14 protein-coding genes are annotated in these 14,923 nt (G+C 63.0%); 5 read left to right on the forward strand and 9 right to left on the reverse strand.

Annotated features, from left to right (window positions below; all coding sequences use genetic code 11):
• A partial coding sequence (locus tag J5Y21_RS03880; protein ID WP_210573289.1) for an IS3 family transposase occupies window positions 1-93 on the forward strand: 93 nt, incomplete at its 5' end.
• A gap of 51 nt (window positions 94-144) precedes the next feature.
• Here J5Y21_RS03880 and J5Y21_RS03885 read toward each other — a convergent pair.
• The 8 genes from J5Y21_RS03885 to J5Y21_RS03925 all read right to left on the reverse strand — a co-directional run bounded on the left by J5Y21_RS03885 (window position 145) and on the right by J5Y21_RS03925 (window position 9,058).
• Window positions 145-1,167, reverse strand: coding sequence for a DUF4192 domain-containing protein (locus J5Y21_RS03885; RefSeq protein WP_210573048.1), 1,023 nt, complete (start codon window positions 1,165-1,167; stop codon window positions 145-147).
• A gap of 171 nt (window positions 1,168-1,338) precedes the next feature.
• Entirely contained in the window at window positions 1,339-1,452 is a 114-nt protein-coding gene (locus J5Y21_RS03890; protein WP_175935304.1) for a helix-turn-helix domain-containing protein, read from the reverse strand.
• A 174-nt stretch (window positions 1,453-1,626) separates the two neighbouring features.
• Complete coding sequence (locus J5Y21_RS03895) at window positions 1,627-2,235, reverse strand: ATP-binding cassette domain-containing protein (RefSeq protein ID WP_349236925.1); 609 nt, start codon at window positions 2,233-2,235, stop codon at window positions 1,627-1,629.
• A gap of 112 nt (window positions 2,236-2,347) precedes the next feature.
• The gene (locus J5Y21_RS03900) at window positions 2,348-4,132 is read right to left on the reverse strand and encodes a hypothetical protein (protein WP_246874934.1); all 1,785 of its coding nucleotides are present in this window, start codon (window positions 4,130-4,132) and stop codon (window positions 2,348-2,350) included.
• A gap of 227 nt (window positions 4,133-4,359) precedes the next feature.
• A complete protein-coding gene (locus J5Y21_RS11655) occupies window positions 4,360-4,764 on the reverse strand; it encodes a recombinase family protein (protein ID WP_246874935.1) in 405 nt (134 codons plus the stop codon).
• 18 nt (window positions 4,765-4,782) lie between these two features.
• The gene (ychF, locus tag J5Y21_RS03915) at window positions 4,783-5,871 is read right to left on the reverse strand and encodes a redox-regulated ATPase YchF (protein ID WP_210573050.1); all 1,089 of its coding nucleotides are present in this window, start codon (window positions 5,869-5,871) and stop codon (window positions 4,783-4,785) included.
• 86 nt (window positions 5,872-5,957) lie between these two features.
• Entirely contained in the window at window positions 5,958-7,550 is a 1,593-nt protein-coding gene (locus tag J5Y21_RS03920; protein ID WP_210573051.1) for a metallophosphoesterase family protein, read from the reverse strand.
• A gap of 20 nt (window positions 7,551-7,570) precedes the next feature.
• The gene (locus J5Y21_RS03925) at window positions 7,571-9,058 is read right to left on the reverse strand and encodes a metallophosphoesterase family protein (RefSeq protein ID WP_210573052.1); all 1,488 of its coding nucleotides are present in this window, start codon (window positions 9,056-9,058) and stop codon (window positions 7,571-7,573) included.
• 179 nt (window positions 9,059-9,237) lie between these two features.
• Here J5Y21_RS03925 and J5Y21_RS03930 point away from each other — a divergent pair, with 179 nt between their 5' ends.
• Genes J5Y21_RS03930 through J5Y21_RS03940 form a run of 3 tightly spaced genes read left to right on the forward strand, consistent with a single transcriptional unit; the run spans window position 9,238 to window position 12,610 of the window.
• Window positions 9,238-10,734 carry an AI-2E family transporter gene (locus J5Y21_RS03930; RefSeq protein ID WP_349236926.1) on the forward strand — a complete coding sequence of 499 codons (1,497 nt, stop codon included), beginning with the start codon at window positions 9,238-9,240 and terminating at the stop codon, window positions 10,732-10,734.
• A 21-nt stretch (window positions 10,735-10,755) separates the two neighbouring features.
• Window positions 10,756-11,910 (forward strand): DNA recombination protein RmuC, encoded by a 1,155-nt coding sequence (locus J5Y21_RS03935; RefSeq protein WP_210573053.1) that lies wholly within the window; start codon window positions 10,756-10,758, stop codon window positions 11,908-11,910.
• Between the two features lie 52 nt (window positions 11,911-11,962).
• A complete protein-coding gene (locus J5Y21_RS03940; RefSeq protein ID WP_210573055.1) occupies window positions 11,963-12,610 on the forward strand; it encodes a DUF6542 domain-containing protein in 648 nt (215 codons plus the stop codon).
• 3 nt (window positions 12,611-12,613) lie between these two features.
• On the opposite strand, the gene J5Y21_RS03945 is transcribed toward J5Y21_RS03940, so the two are convergent.
• On the reverse strand, window positions 12,614-13,573 hold the full coding sequence (locus J5Y21_RS03945) for a 4-hydroxy-3-methylbut-2-enyl diphosphate reductase (RefSeq protein ID WP_210573057.1): 960 nt from the start codon (window positions 13,571-13,573) through the stop codon (window positions 12,614-12,616).
• 88 nt (window positions 13,574-13,661) lie between these two features.
• On the opposite strand from J5Y21_RS03945, the gene xseA reads away from it, so the two are divergent.
• Window positions 13,662-14,921, forward strand: coding sequence for an exodeoxyribonuclease VII large subunit (gene xseA / locus J5Y21_RS03950; RefSeq protein ID WP_210573058.1), 1,260 nt, complete (start codon window positions 13,662-13,664; stop codon window positions 14,919-14,921).
• Window positions 14,922-14,923 lie beyond the last annotated feature (2 nt).

The raw sequence follows: 14,923 nt of genomic DNA on the forward strand, positions 1-14,923 counted from the left end.
GGGTGGTACAACACCGAACGCATCCAACAACGACTCAAGGGCCTGACCCCGATGCAATATCGGAATCAGACCCTTGAACCCCTAACCGCCTAGAATTAAACCAGTCCAACTTTCGGGGGCCAGTTCACAACGGGGTAGGTGGTGTTACTCGGTGAACAAGATGGTACGGGTCTTCTCGGCGCCCTCGCGGACAAGCTCGACCATCCGCTCGCCCTGGCCGATGTCGGTGAGCTTCGCCACCAACGACGGGAAGTTCTCGTCTGGCCCGATCTCGGTGGCTCGCTGCGCAGCCACGCCAGCTAGTCCCGGCTGGCCTGTGGCGTGAGCGAGCACGGCAACAGTGGCGGTGAGCTGCGCCCGCATCCCCGGCCAGCTGGTCGGGACAGCACGCATAACCTTCTCTATGAACGCAAGGCCAGCCTGCGGCTCATCGAGCAGTGCGGCAAGCAGCGTGTCTCGCAAGCGCGGCGTGGTGAAGCATTTCAGCGCAGATCGAACAGCGCGAGTGCTCGGCTGGGTGATCCCTGCCGCCGCCTGCTCATACTCACGCTGCAGCATGTCTGAGAACATGGGCGGGACGTAGGCCAGCGCGTCTTCAATAATGTCGGCGTGCTCGGCGGCGTCGATGCCGTGATCGGTGCTGTTCAACCGTGCCTCAATGTCGTCTTTGCTCGGCTCCGGCAGCTCGCCGGTGTGCTCTAGCATCTGCCGCAGCGCCGCCGATGCGGCGACCTCGCCGACAACGCCGTGGCGCGGCTCGTCGATGAGCGGATGCTGATACACAGACCACCACGCAGCCCCGGTGACGATCTCAGGCACCTGCACCACCCCGAGCAGCGGCGGTAGGTGCACTGCCCCGCTGGCGAGGTACGTGGCCGTTTCGTCAAAGATCGGTTGTGCAATGTCGTCGCTGATCATGTACGCGATAACAGCGTCGAGTTCGAGGTGGTGGACCCACGCTGCGAACCGCTCGCGGCTCTCGGTGAGCTTTGCAACAGCTTCGTCCAGGTCGAACCGTGCGACCGGGCCGAGGCGGATGGTGTCGACACCCTCGTCGTCGACGAAGAACGCGAGGATCAGCGAGTTGTTCGGGTAGAAGCCGAGGATGCCGGGGAGGTTCGCGAGGATCTCGCCGTGGGATGCAAGCGTGTGGGAATGAGTGGACATGGCAGTGCTCCTTTGCACGAATACGGGGTGTACGTGGTCAATCCCGTATTCGGCCCGGCTCTGCCGGTCGCAGGCGTATCCCAGCAGTGCAGCACTCATGTGCGCCGAGCGTCGCTAGCGCAGCCTGGTGCTCGGCTTGCCGGGTGCGGGCGCTAGCGACGCAGCCTGTGCCTAAGCGTCGGCTTCGATGCGCTTGAGAGCGCGATAGATCGTCGGCCGCGAGACGTTGAAGGTGCGCGCTACAGCGCTGACGGACTTACCGCCCTCGATAAGCTCCTTTGCCATCTGCGCCTGCTCAGTCAGCTACGCTGACCCAAGCAGCATAGCTAACCCCCGACGTGTCTACTTTCCGGGGGTCAGGCCCGTGCTCGACAACTCCAGCGGACTCAACGCCCACGCCAGCGTCGCGGACCATGCGGCCGGGTACCGGAAGGTGGCCAAGGCCGCGGGCATCGCGATTTAATCCCGCGCAGAGCCGGAGACTGTGACCTGGCGATCATTGATGCGCAAGGTGCTGTCAGCGGCAGCAATAACTGCGGCATCGTGCGTGGCGGCCAGAACGAGTGCGCCCCCGTCCGCAGCTCGCCGCAGGAGCGCGATAACTTGGTCGCGGTTAGTGGGGTCGAGGGAGGCGGTCGGCTCGTCAGCGAACACATAAGCCGCGCCGCGGAGCAGGGCTCGGGCGATCGCCAGCCGCTGCTGCTCGCCTCCGCTGAGAATAGCTGCCGGCCCGTCGAAGGGGACATCAAGACCGACTTCGCCGAGGGAGTGCAGCAATTCTTCTTTGGAGTATTGCTTCCTGGATAGCCCGAGGGTGAGGTTATCTTCGCAGCTTAGTTCGGGAATGATTCCGTGGTCTTGGTGGATTATCGCTGCGCGTTCTCGCCAGAACCTCCGCCTCCGCTTCATCCTCCACGCGGAGGCATTCTCACCGTCTATCCGGAGGAGGCCGTCCGCCGGCGGCAGGAGCCCGGCCAAGGTGTTGAGCAGCAAAGTCTTTCCGGAACCGCTGGCTCCACAGATGGCGACAAAGCCTGGCCCGGGTAGGGAAAACGTTGCATTTTCCACGAGGGACTTCTTCACCATCCGCGTGCTGCGCCCCACAGAAAAAGTCGACTCCGCGGCGAGACAGAGATGAGAGGTGGAAATCTCCGGCGGCAGAGTGGGGGGCTGATTGGGGCTAGCCAATGACATTGTGACTCCTAGGGGAGGCGGACATGTGCTGAGAAATACTGAGACGGACAAAACCGAGGTAGACGATTAAGACAAGGCAGCTTAGCGCGGTGAAGGTGTAGAGGAACGGGTTGGGAAGCAGTAGCGGAGCCAGGACGGACAATATGACGACAACTGTCAGGCTGACCAGTTGGCTTTTGAATAGTCGCCACATCGTTTTGTCCGGTGATTGCCCAGCGCTGTGGAGGAGTACCAGGAGGCGACGGTGAACTCGGAGCTGGATGCGCGCCTGGACTATCAAGGCCGCAAGCGTGGCGAGCAAAGCTCCGAGGGCGCTCAGGATACTCAGCCAGAACAGCGCCGTGCTGGCTACTAGTTCGGCCAGACCGCGATCGGCGGCGCGTACCGGGTAGACGTAGCCTTCGAGGCCGGCAGCGGTAAGTTCTGGACCCAGTTCCGAGAAATCCGCGAAGAGCAAATTTTCACTCGAAGCTGTGGAGCTTAGGAAGTCTGCGTCGAAGCCGGATAGATCGTCCGTTTCAAGCACGTAAAAACAATCGCCGGGAACCAGTTCCCCCGACATTGTTCCACTAATGAATCCGACCGCATGATCGGCACTGACCGGACCAATTTGCGCAGATTTAAGGAGCAGGTCGCCGGATTCCTGAGCCCACAGATCCACGGAAGCTGCGAAATGCTCTTGGGCTGCGGAATAGTCGACCGAGTGGTTGTCGTCTCCGGGACGGAACTGATAATCCTGCAGATCGTGCCATTGGCGGTTAGCAAGTGCCACGGGGCAGGAGTCCGGCACACCGGTACCTTCTTTCGGCAAAGTATGGCTGAGGACAGCCCCGTGCTCCCGTTCCCAGCTGAGCGCGAAGTCGCGGAAGTTCTGCTGCAGACTGGGCGGCAAGAGCTCGCCTCCTTCCACGCGGCCAGCAGGGCCGTCGAAGTTGGCTGAAAAATGCAAGGCTCCAAACTCCGCGAGAGATTTCCAGGTCTGCTGGGCCTCGGATTCCTGCTGGTAGGAGCGGAGCGCAGCCGCTGAGCTAAGACCCGCTGCTACAAAGGTCACGCAGGTAAAGACCGAAATTACTTTCAGCGCTTTTCCCGCCGCCTTCTCTGCGGGGGCACGCTGCCCCAGCAGCGCTACTGCGCGGCGCAACAATGGGGCGGTGACGGCTACGGCCAAACCGGTGGTAGCCAGGGCCAAGCCTATCCCGGCGGCGTAGAACCTGAGGAACAGGAGGGCAAAAGAATAGCTCCCTTGGCGGGCGAGGAATGTACTCGCAAGGCCAATGAGAACTAGGTGCGGGAGGATGACAAAGGTCCATTGCCGCCAATTGCCTTTTTGACTGCGGTGCCCGCCATTTATTGTGCGCAGCGCTGCCAATCTAAGACCGGAAACCCGAAGAACAAATACCAGGGCAAAAAGGGAAACGACAAATAGAAACAGGATCGCCACCAACGCGGGCAGGCGGAATACGACCGATTGGATGAGGTGAAGGAACTGCGTCTTTTCGCTTAGCCTGAGCCCGTCATTCCTGGCCGATTCGTAGAAGTGGTTCGCATTGCCACCCGTTGCTTTGGGAACCAAGACGTAGTCACCGTGGTAATCCAGCGACCCAAGCTCACTGGACGCTTGGCTCAAGGCATCCGGCCGGTTGAGCCGGGGAATGCGTTCCGGTGCTGGATAATTTTGCTCCAGCGGGATGAAAACCTCGTGGGAAGTCCCGCTTGCGTCATCGGTGCCAGTCAGCCGGTAGATGGAGTAGCCGTTCTGCTCGGCCAATGAAACCAGTGAGTTACGGATTACCGTCGGTGCGTAGTCTGACTCAAGTTCCTCCGCGAGTGAAGTCTTAGGCTCGACGTAGTCAAGACTAAAGGTTGATTCGACCCCTAAGGACAAGGGCTTGGTGGAGTCAACCAGGGCTGTCAGCAGCCACCCAGTAGTCGCGATGACTGCAGCAAGAAGTAGGCTCAAAAGCCCAAGTACTAGGGGTCGAATGCGCATGAGTTCTAGCAGAAGTTGTAGTAGTAGCTGTCCTTAGTGCCCGGCAAATTCGTTGCCCAAAGCTCGGCGATCGACTTCTGGCCGCCGCGGGTGTTGATGCTTCGTTGCGTTCTGCCGTTGACGGTCACAGTCGAAGTATGGCACCGATTCACGGTGAAATAAGAACGCGCCTTAGCGTTCCAGAATCCGTCGATCTCGCCGCGCTCAAAGGACGCCACCATCGCGTCGTAGTCGGGGCGGTCCACGTCCTTCTTTGATGCAGAGATCGATTGATCGACGTAGGTATGCACGACGTCCCAGCCGCGTTGCTCGGCGAGGGCTTCGCAGTCCTGACGCTGCCGGTCGATGGCGAGGCCGTCCATGGCAGCATCTAACGAGATACGGAGGTAAATAGCAGCGCGTGTAGTCATACGCTATTCATAGCGCATTTAGGTTACATTGAAACGAAACTCCACGACATCGCCGTCAGCCATCACGTAGTCCTTGCCCTCCTGGCGGACCTTGCCGTTCGCGCGGGCTTCGGCCATGGAGCCGAGCGCGTCGAGGTCATCGAAGGCGACGATTTCGGCCTTGATGAAGCCCTTCTCGAAGTCGGTGTGGATCACGCCGGCAGCCTTGGGCGCGGTGTCACCCTTGTGGATGGTCCAGGCGCGGGATTCTTTGGGGCCGGCGGTGAGGTAGGTCTGGAGACCGAGGGTTTCGAAACCGGCGCGAGCAAGCGTCGATAAGCCGGGCTCGTCTTGGCCCACGGCCGCGAGAAGTTCTGCGGCATCCTCGTCGTCGAGCTCGAGGAGCTCGGTCTCGGTCTGGGCATCGAGGAAGACGGCCTCGGCGGGGGCGACGAGCTCGCGGAGTTCCTGCTTCTTCGCATCGTCGGTGAGCACGCCTTCGTCGGAGTTGAAGACGTAGAGGAACGGCTTCGCGGTCATGAGGTGCAGGTCGCGAACGAGAGAGAGGTCGATCTCGCCGGCCTTGGATGCTGCGAAGAGAGTCGTGTCGTTCTCGAGGATGGCCTGCGCCTTCTTTGCTTCCTCGGCCTCGGCGGCGAGGTCCTTGTCCTTGCGGCCGTCCTTCTCCAGGCGCGGCAGCGCCTTCTCGATGGTCTGGAGATCAGCGAGGATGAGCTCGGTGTTGATCACAGCGATGTCGCTGGCCGGATCCACCTGGCCGTCGACGTGAATGACATTGTCGTCAGAAAACGCGCGCACGACCTGGCAGATCGCGTCCGCCTCGCGGATATTTGCGAGGAAGGCATTGCCCATGCCCTCACCCTCAGAGGCGCCCTTGACGATGCCGGCGATATCCACGAAGGACACCGTGGCCGGCAGGATCTCCTGGGAGCCGAAGATCTCAGCCAAGCGGTCGAGGCGCTTGTCCGGCAGCGGCACCAGGCCGACATTCGGCTCGATGGTGGCGAACGGGTAGTTGGCCGCCAGGACCTCGTTGCGGGTCAGTGCGTTGAACAGGGTGGACTTGCCCACATTGGGCAGGCCGACGATTCCAAGAGTAAGGCTCACGGTGGCCAATGATAACGCACGCCCCAGCCAGCCCGGGCGACGGGCGTGGATGGGGCGTGGACGAAGCGTGCGCGAAGAGGCAGCGACTAGAGCTTGATGCCGAACTGGTCGGCGAACTGGCGCAGCTGCGGAACCTGAGCGGCGATTTCGCGCAGCTGCGGGGCAGCCAGCACTGCCCCGCCGATCAGGCCGAGCAGGACGGCGATGCCGATGCCGATACCGACGGCAGAAGAAGCGTCGATCTCGCCGGCAGACGAGCCGCTAGACCCATCTTCGTCTGCGTCGCCGCCGCCCGGGGTCACAACTCCGGGGTCGACGGTCCCCGGCGCGGGGCGGTCGGTGCTGGACTTGTCCAGGGTGAATTCGTCGACAAGCGAATGGTCCGCGACATTGAACGTGCGCATGGTCAGCCTGTCCTTATCCACGTCCACGACGGCGTAATCCGGGGTCTTGTCCTGGGTCCAGAAAGCGATCTCTTTGGCCTGCAGGTCCGTGCCCTCGGTCTGGGAGCGGTCAGTGATCTCCGGGTGCGATTTACCGTCGGGGCTGTGGAAGTCGTAGTACTTGCCGCCACCGGCCGTGGTGGTGGTGACGTACAGGACCTCGCCGGCCTTCGGTTTCAGCACGTCGCCGGCATTGGGGCGCGCGTCCGGCACCGTCGGGGTGAGCCCGTTCAGCAGGTGGGAACGGTTGTACATGTGGTCGTGGCCGGACATGACCATGTCCACGCCCGCCTCGGAGAAGACCGGGGCGAGCCCTTTGCGCAGCGCCTTCACGTCCGAGTCCTTCATCGCGTGCGAGCCGTGGCTGAACGGCGCGTGGTGCATGACGGCGATGATCCAGTCCTTGCCCGAACCATGCTCGGCGACGGTCTTGCGCACGAAGTCAGCATGCTTTTCGATGTCGCCCTTCGAGCTCTCGTTCGAGTCGAGCACGACGAACAGTGCGTTGTTGCGCTCGAAGAAGTAGTTCGCGGTGCGGCCGTCTCGGTTCGGGAGGTTGCCGTGCTCGTCGAAGTGCTTATCCGAGAAATTGTAGGTTTCGTGGTTACCCTTCGTCAGCGCGACCGGGTAGTTCTTCAACTCCTCCGCGGAGAAGAACGCTTCCCACTGCTTGATCGGGTTGCCCCAACCCTCGACCTGGTCGCCGGCGTGCAGAATGAACTCGGAGTTCGGGTACTTTCCGGTCGCCTGCTTGACGGCGGTGCGCCACGCATCGGCCTGCTCCTCGACCTTGAGATCGACGCCGATCTGGGCGTCGGCGAAATTGAGGAAGGACCAGCTGTCGCCTTCGGCCTGCACGCGGAAGGTCTCCGGGTCGGTCCACCCGCCCTTGTCGGAGCCGATCTGGTAGGTGTACTCGGCCCCCGGCTGCAGCCCGGAGATGCTCGCGTGCATAGAACGGTAGAGCAGCGCGCCGTAATCGGCTTCTTTCGCCGCGACGGTCTTTGCTTCTTCCGGATGACCGGACGGGTAGTACTTAACGGCTTCGTCCCCGTTGGACGTCGCGCGCCACGAGAAGTTCATGTCCGTCGATGTCGCACCGACGCCGATGTGGCTCACAGTCGCCTTGTTCGTGCCCGTGGACTGTGCCGCAGCATCAGGAACAGCGACGAAAGAGCAGGTCAGTGCCAGCGTCATGGACGCAGCAGCCAGTGCGGATGGACGGCGGAGAGTCATGTGGGTCTTCTTTCTAATTTTCAGAAACGGATATTGGCGAGCATGTCGCGGATCTGCGGCTGGAAATGCACCGCAGCGGCACCCAGCCCGACAGCGAGCAGAGCGAGAATCACGGCCACAATGCCCCCAGTCGACGAGCCTGCGGAAGCAGCGGCCGTATCGGTGTCATTCGTGTCCGACGAATCCCCCTCCCCTGGCTGGGACGGCGCGCGGTGGTCGAGCGTGACTTCGTCGACAAGCGTGCCGTCCGAGTTGTGGGTGCGGGCGACGAGCGTGTCCGGCGTGATTTCGACAGCCGTGTAATCGGGAGTGCGGTCCTGGCTGAAGTACGCGATGGTGGGCTGTTCGAGACCGAGCTCGCGAGCACGCTCCGGCGTCATGTCGTCGTAACGCTGGCCGTCGTTGCCCTTGAATTTGTAGAACTTCGAGCCCGACGGGCTGTTCATGGTCAGGTACAGCACCTCGCCATCCTGCGGGTGAAGGACGTCGCCCGGCTGCGCAGGGTTTTCCGGGACGACCGGGGTCTCCCCATCCATCAAGTGGGAGCGGTTGTACATGTGGTCGTGGCCGTTGAGCACCAGGTCGACGCCCAACTCCGACATCGTGGCCCCGAGATCCTTGCGCATCACCCGCTGCTTGATCTCGTCGTAGCGCCCGCCGTAGGAATGCGGCGCATAGTGGAATCCGACGATGATCCAGTCTTTGCCGGCACCGTGCGCCTTCACCATCCGGCGCACATTGTCCTCCATCGCCGAGACAGGCTGGTTCGAGTCGAGCACCACGAACAGGGCGTTATTGCGCTCGAAGTGGTAGTTCGCCCGCCGTGCATTCGGCAAGTTGAAGTGCGAATGGAAGTGCTGCCCCAGATCGAGCAGCAGCTCGTGATTGCCCTTGGACACCGACAGCGGGTACTGGTCCAGCTCGTCGGGCGCAAGGAACTGCTCGTATTGCAGCACCGGGTCCGATTCGGCGTTGACCTGGTCGCCGTCGTGGAAGATGAACGCGGAATCCGGGTACGCCTGCGTGGCGTTCGTCAGGGTCTGCTGCCAGCCGGCACCATCGCTGGCGTTATCGTGGCTCGCTCCGATCTGGGCGTCGGAAAATGCCAGGAAATTCCAGCTATCCGACGCACTCTGCGTCGTGAATGTGGCTGTGCCACTCCACCCGCCCTCCTCGGATCCGAGCTCGTAGCTGTACTGCGTGCCGGGCTCCAAGCCCGAGATGCTTGCGTGCATCGCGCGGTAGCGCGCCGCGCCGGGCTTCCAGTGCGCACGCACGGTCTCCGCGGACTCGGACCCCTCACTCGTCTTGTAATAACGGACGAATTCATCACCGCGGTAGGTGGTGCGCCACGCGAAGTTCACGGCCGCAGCATCCGCGCCGATCTGCAGCGAGCTCAAGGTGATCGGACCACCCTGTGCCTGCGCGGATGCCTCCGGCACCGCGAAAGTCGAACCGGCCAGGGCTACCGTCAGCGCGGCGGCTGCAACAGTGGTCTTCAGGCGCATAGCAACCTCATCAACATCAATCGGCGGAAGGCGGTACGGGAGACGCTTCAGACAGGGAAAATACAGCTTCTCCTGCGTCTGCGCACAAGAATGTAGCACAGGTCACTTTGGGGCGCTCGTCGAAAAGCGAAGTGCGAACCCGTACCTGCACCCCGATCGGTTAGGGCACAATAGGGCGCGTGAGTTCTGCACACACTGACCCCGAAGCGGGCAAAGAAACCGTGACCGACGACGCGCAGACGCTGGCTGAGAAGGTCAAAGCGACGGACGCCCAGTCGAACGGCTCCGCCGACGTGCACGAATACGGCAACCGTGTCGACCGATCTGTGATCGTGAACTCCTGGATGAAATCCACCGCGCAATTCTCGCTGCGGACGCTCATCATCGTCATCCTGCTCGGCGCGACCTTCTTCCTCGTCGGGAAATTCTGGGCCGGAATCCTCCCGGTGATTCTCGCTCTCATCGTGTGCACGGTCCTCTCCCCGATCACGAATTTCCTGCGCAGACACAAAGTCCCCGGTGGGCTCGCCGCACTATTCTCGCTGCTGATCTTCTTCGCCGTGCTGGTCTTCTTCGTGGCCATCATCCTCCCGGATATCCTGCGCAATTCACGGGTTCTTGTGATTCAGGCCGGCCAAGGCATTCAAGGACTCCAGCTCTGGCTGCAAAACCAAGACAGCCTGCCGTTCAATATCGACGCGGGCCAAGTCGACAGCATCGTCCAAGACGTGGCCACGTGGATGCAAGACCGGGCGGGCGCCATCGCCGGCGGCATTTTCAGCGGCATCAGCACCGCCACATCGATGTCGATCACCCTGGTCGTTGTCGTGGTTCTGACCTTCTTCTTCCTCAAAGACGGGCCGAAATTCCTGCCGTGGGTACGCAGCGCCACCGGCGGCCGCGCGGGCCTGCACGCGACTGAGCTGCTCACCCGCGCGGGGGGGACGCTCGGCGGCTACATCCGCGCGCAAGCCGTCGTTTCGCTTATCGACGCCCTCTTTATCGGCATCGGCATCTGGATCCTCGGCGTACCGATGGCGTTCACACTGGGCGTGATCACCTTCATCGCCGGGTTCATTCCTCTCGTCGGCGCGATCGTGGCCGGTGCCCTTGCCGTGCTGATCGCCCTGGTCTCCCTCGGTTTCACCAAGGCACTGATCGTGCTGGCCATCGTCCTTGCCGTGCAGCAACTCGAAGGCAATGTCCTATCTCCGCTGTTGCAGTCCCGCGCCATGAAGCTGCACCCGGTGATCGTCCTCGTTTCCGTCACCGTCGGCGGCGGTCTCTTCGGTCTCGTCGGCGCTTTCCTCGCCGTGCCCGTCGCAGCGACCTTGGCTGTGGTGTTCCGCTATATCCAGGACATGCTGCGTCTACACGCAGGCGAAGTCAGCGCCGCCGATCTCACCTTCGCCACCGATGTCGGCCGCGCGCTCGCCGAAGCCGAGGAGCGTGAAAGCGACGCAGCCCGCACCGACCTTTTGTCCCAGCACGCCTGGTCCCCGCCCACCGTCGACGAGGACGACGACGAACGGGAACAGGCTCCTGCTGCGCCACGCAGCCGTCGTGCATCAGCCCTGGCAAAACAGGTCAAAGGCATCTCATTGCGCTCACCAAAAGACTGGCGAATCGAAAATGTGTTCGGCTCGCGTAAGGGTGGCGACGACGACGTGTCCTAGCCGTATGCAATTGTGTGGTGCATGAGCACCACCGTTGCCGTCAGCTTGATCCTCATCGTCGCCGTACTCGCATTCGCCGCCGGCGTGTTTGTCGGCGCCGCCTTCTACGCGGTGCGGATACAACGGCGCACCCCGGCTCACGAGTCCGCCCGCTCGCCCCACCCCGACGACGTCGAGCCCTCCCCCGCGACCCGCGCCCTGGAAGCGCAGCGCCAACGCGAATTCGACCGTCTCGGCCACACCATGGAACAGCTCTCGGCGCAGCTGCGTGAGATGGACGAGGACCGTGCCGTCGCATATTCGGCGCTGGCGGGGCAAGTGCAGGCGGTAACAAGGGCGTCGTCACGCTTGGGCGACCGCACTGATCAGCTCGTCGCAGCGCTGCGCTCCCCCAATACCCGCGGGCGGTGGGGTGAAATGCAACTCGAACGCGTCGTGGAGCTCGGCGGCATGACTCGGCACTGCGATTTCGATGTCCAGGCCACCGCCATGGTCGACGGGCGCATGGTCCGCCCCGACATGGTGATCCGTCTCAGCCGCGGCCGCAATATCGTCGTCGACGCGAAGGTTCCCTTCGGCGCCTACCTCGACGCCCTTGGCACGGAAGACCCCGAAGAAAAGCAGGGCTACCTGCGCCGGCACAGCCACCTGGTGCGGGGCCATGTGACCACGTTGGCGTCGAAAGGCTATCTCGAAGCGTTCTCGCCCACCCCGGAATTCGTCGTGCTGTTCATTCCCGCCGACCCCTTTCTCGACGCCGCTCTCGAGCAAGACCCGGAACTGCTTGACTTCGCCTTCTCCCGCGGTGTCGTCCTCGCAACCCCGACGACGCTATTCGCGCTGCTTCGCACCGTGAGCCTCGGCTGGCAGCACGAGACCGCCGCTGAAAAAGCTCACGAAATCCAGCGCCTCGGCTCGCAGCTGTACACGCGTCTGGGAACCATGGCGGAACACTACAACCGCCTCGGCGCCTCCCTCGACAAGGCCGTCGAAGCGTTCAACGCAACACTCGGCTCCATGGACTCGCGCGTCATGGTCACCGCGCGGCGCCTCAAAGACCTCAACGTCCCCGCGCACACATCCGCCGCGCCCGCCACCTTGAACCCGGTGTCCACCCGCACGCGCACAGCGCTACCGCGCACCGACGCTGACCCCGCCGAAGAAAAATGGGGGTAGACGGGCCGAGTGAACACGGAGCTGGCAAAGCCGGCAGGTAACATGTTTCAGCGTGTCTCACGCTTCACCCCGCTCGTCGTCCACGTCTTCATCGACGCTGTCCGGCTTCTCCACGGGTTCCGGCATCGCCATCATCGTCGCCGCGCTCGTCACCGGCGGGTTGATCGCGCTGTACAACGAAGCAGTCGGCCTGCCGTTCCTCGTGCTTTTCACGGTGGCGTCCATCGTGGTGACCACGTTCGTCAACCCCCGCGGCCTCTTCGTCACCGTCGCGTCGATCCCGCTGCTGTACACGTTCTTCCTGCTGCTCACCGGCACGTTGATCGCGCATTTCCAGCTCCCCGAAGGTCAAACCTCGCTGGGTAAGACCTCTGCGGTTCTGATCCTGTACCCGCTCACGCAGTATTTCCCAGTGCTGCTCTTCACTGTGCTCGGCTCGATCCTCATCGCGCTGCTGCGCTACCGCCTGCTAAAGAAGCAGAACGAAGAGATCCGCGCGCACGAAGAACGCCACCGCCGCAGCGTCAGCGCCACGAACCGGCGCACGAGCCACGAGGCTTCCCGTTTGCGTCAGCGCGGCTCAGACAAGAAAGTCACCGTCGAAGAGCTCCTCGCGCGCCGCGCCGAGCGCCAGAAAGCAGACGGCGAAAGCAGCCGCGGCTTGAGCCGCAAGCTTAGCGACGACCTCTACGACTCCTAGCTCTTAAGCCTTTGTCCGCGGCGCACGCAGGTCGCGGGGCAGCGCGAACGTGATGGTCTCCGTCGTCGTGGTGACCTGCTCAACGTTGTCGTAGCCGCGCTCGCCCAGGTACTCGACGACCTCACGGACCAGGATCTCCGGCACCGATGCGCCGGAGGTGACACCGACGGTCTCGACGCCTGCGAGCCACGTGTCATCGATCTGGTTGGCGTAGTCGATCAGGTAAGCGGCATCCGCGCCATTTTGCAGAGCGACTTCCACCAAGCGCTTGGAATTCGACGAGTTCTGGGAGCCGACCACGATCATCAGCTCGACGCGCTCGGCGATCGCCTTCACCGCGACCTGGCGGTTCTGGGTGGCGTAGCAGATGTCGTCGCTCGGCGGGTTCTCCAGATTCGGGTACTTCTCGCGCAAGCGGGTGACGATCTCCATGGTCTCGTCCACCGACAGCGTGGTCTGCGACAGCCACACCAGCTTCTGGTCTTCAGGGAAGTCCGGGGCGGCCTCGACGCCTTCGACGCCGTCGACGAGGTGCACGACATCCGGCGCCTCGCCCGCGGTGCCTTCGACCTCCTCGTGGCCTTCGTGACCGACGAGCAGAATGTGGTAGCCGTCGCGAGCAAAACGCTTGACCTCGTTGTGCACCTTGGTCACCAGCGGGCACGATGCGTCGAGCGCCATGAGGTTGCGCTGCTGGGCGGATTCGCGAACAGCCGGGGACACGCCGTGCGCGGAGAACACCACGTGGGCGCCTTCCGGCACCTCGTCAGTCTCTTCGACGAAGATCACGCCACGCTGCGACAGCGTCTCCACAACATATTTGTTGTGCACGATTTCTTTGCGGACATAAATGGGGGCGCCGTATTTCTCCAGCGCCTTCTCCACGGTCTCGACTGCGCGGTCCACGCCGGCACAGTATCCGCGAGGGGCTGCAAGAAGGACGTTTTTTCCGGTTGTCGACATGGAACCAAGGGTAATGGAAAGGCAGTCTAAAAGGTAAGCTGGCTTGCTCGAGCAGCATCGAATCGCAGAAGAAAGGGGGCGCTAGCTGATGGCAGGACAACAGGCGGGAGGGCCGCCGAAGAGCACACCTGAGACTCCGTGGTCGGTGTCAAAGGTCAACCAGACGGTCAAGCAGTGGATTGAGCGGCTGGGCTGGCTATGGATCGAGGGGCAACTCACCCAGGTCAACATGAAGCCGACGTGGAAGCTGTCGTATCTGACGTTGCGTGACACGCAGGAGCAGATGAGTCTGCAGCTCACCGCGTCGACGGAGCTGTTGCGCAGCATGCCGACGCAGCTCAAGGACGGCGACCACGTGGTCGTGCGCGGCAAGCCCGCGTTCTACGCCGGCCGCGGGTCGTTCTCGATGTGGATCACGGAGATCCGCCACGTCGGCGAGGGCGAGCTGTTGGCCAAGATCGAACAGCTACGCAAAATGCTCGCCGCAGAGGGGCTTTTCGACGTCTCCCGCAAGCGCCCCCTCCCCTATCTGCCCAACAGGATCGGCCTGATCACCGGCCGCGGTTCCGCCGCCGAGCGCGACGTGATGTCCGTGGCCAAGGACCGGTGGCCGGCCGTGGACTTCCGCGTCATCAACACAGCAGTACAGGGAGCTAACGCCGTTCCGGAGGTCGTCGACGCGCTCACGCTTCTCGACGCCGACCCTGCCGTCGACGTCATCATCATCGCCCGCGGCGGCGGTTCGGTCGAAGACCTGCTCCCCTTTTCCGAGGAAGTCCTCCAGCGCGCTGTCGCTGTCGCCCAGACTCCTGTCGTCTCCGCGATCGGCCACGAGCCCGACAATCCGGTGCTGGACAATGTCGCCGACCTGCGCGCCGCCACACCGACCGATGCCGCCAAGCGCGTCGTCCCCGATGTCGCCGCTGAACTCGAGCTCATCGCCGAAGCTCGTTCCCGCATGGCCGCCGCCTTGCGCGGGTGGGTGAGCCGCGAACGCGAGGGTCTGCGCCAGATGCGCTCCCGCCCCGTCATGGCGAATCCGCTGACACCGATCACCCAGCGCCGCGACGAGCTCGACCGCGCCCGCGCGTCCATCCGCCGCGACATCACGCGGCTCATTTCCACCGAATCCGCTGAGGTCCGCGCCCTGCGCGCCCAGGTCTCAGCACTCGGCCCTTCCGCGACGCTCGCGCGCGGCTACGCCGTCGTTCAGGTCCAGCCCCGCGACGGCACTGAAGCACAAGTAGTCACCAGCATCGACCAAGCACCACCGGGCTCTCAGCTCCGCATCCGCGTCGGCGACGGCTCGATTACCGCCGCTGGCATGGCCACCACACCCGCCGAATAACT

Source organism: Corynebacterium sp. Marseille-P3884, from assembly GCF_017942225.1.
Taxonomy (GTDB): domain Bacteria; phylum Actinomycetota; class Actinomycetes; order Mycobacteriales; family Mycobacteriaceae; genus Corynebacterium.

What these genes read in the sequence shown, in the direction of transcription:
- J5Y21_RS03885 (WP_210573048.1), bottom strand. Translation starts at nt 1,167, where the DNA reads ATGTCCACTCATTCCCACACGCTTGCATCCCACGGCGAGATCCTCGCG.
- J5Y21_RS03890 (WP_175935304.1), bottom strand. Translation starts at nt 1,452, where the DNA reads ATGGCAAAGGAGCTTATCGAGGGCGGTAAGTCCGTCAGCGCTGTAGCG.
- J5Y21_RS11655 (WP_246874935.1), bottom strand. Translation starts at nt 4,764, where the DNA reads ATGACTACACGCGCTGCTATTTACCTCCGTATCTCGTTAGATGCTGCC.
- J5Y21_RS03920 (WP_210573051.1), bottom strand. Translation starts at nt 7,550, where the DNA reads ATGACTCTCCGCCGTCCATCCGCACTGGCTGCTGCGTCCATGACGCTG.
- J5Y21_RS03925 (WP_210573052.1), bottom strand. Translation starts at nt 9,058, where the DNA reads ATGCGCCTGAAGACCACTGTTGCAGCCGCCGCGCTGACGGTAGCCCTG.
- J5Y21_RS03935 (WP_210573053.1), top strand. Translation starts at nt 10,756, where the DNA reads ATGAGCACCACCGTTGCCGTCAGCTTGATCCTCATCGTCGCCGTACTC.
- J5Y21_RS03945 (WP_210573057.1), bottom strand. Translation starts at nt 13,573, where the DNA reads ATGTCGACAACCGGAAAAAACGTCCTTCTTGCAGCCCCTCGCGGATAC.
- xseA (WP_210573058.1), top strand. Translation starts at nt 13,662, where the DNA reads ATGGCAGGACAACAGGCGGGAGGGCCGCCGAAGAGCACACCTGAGACT.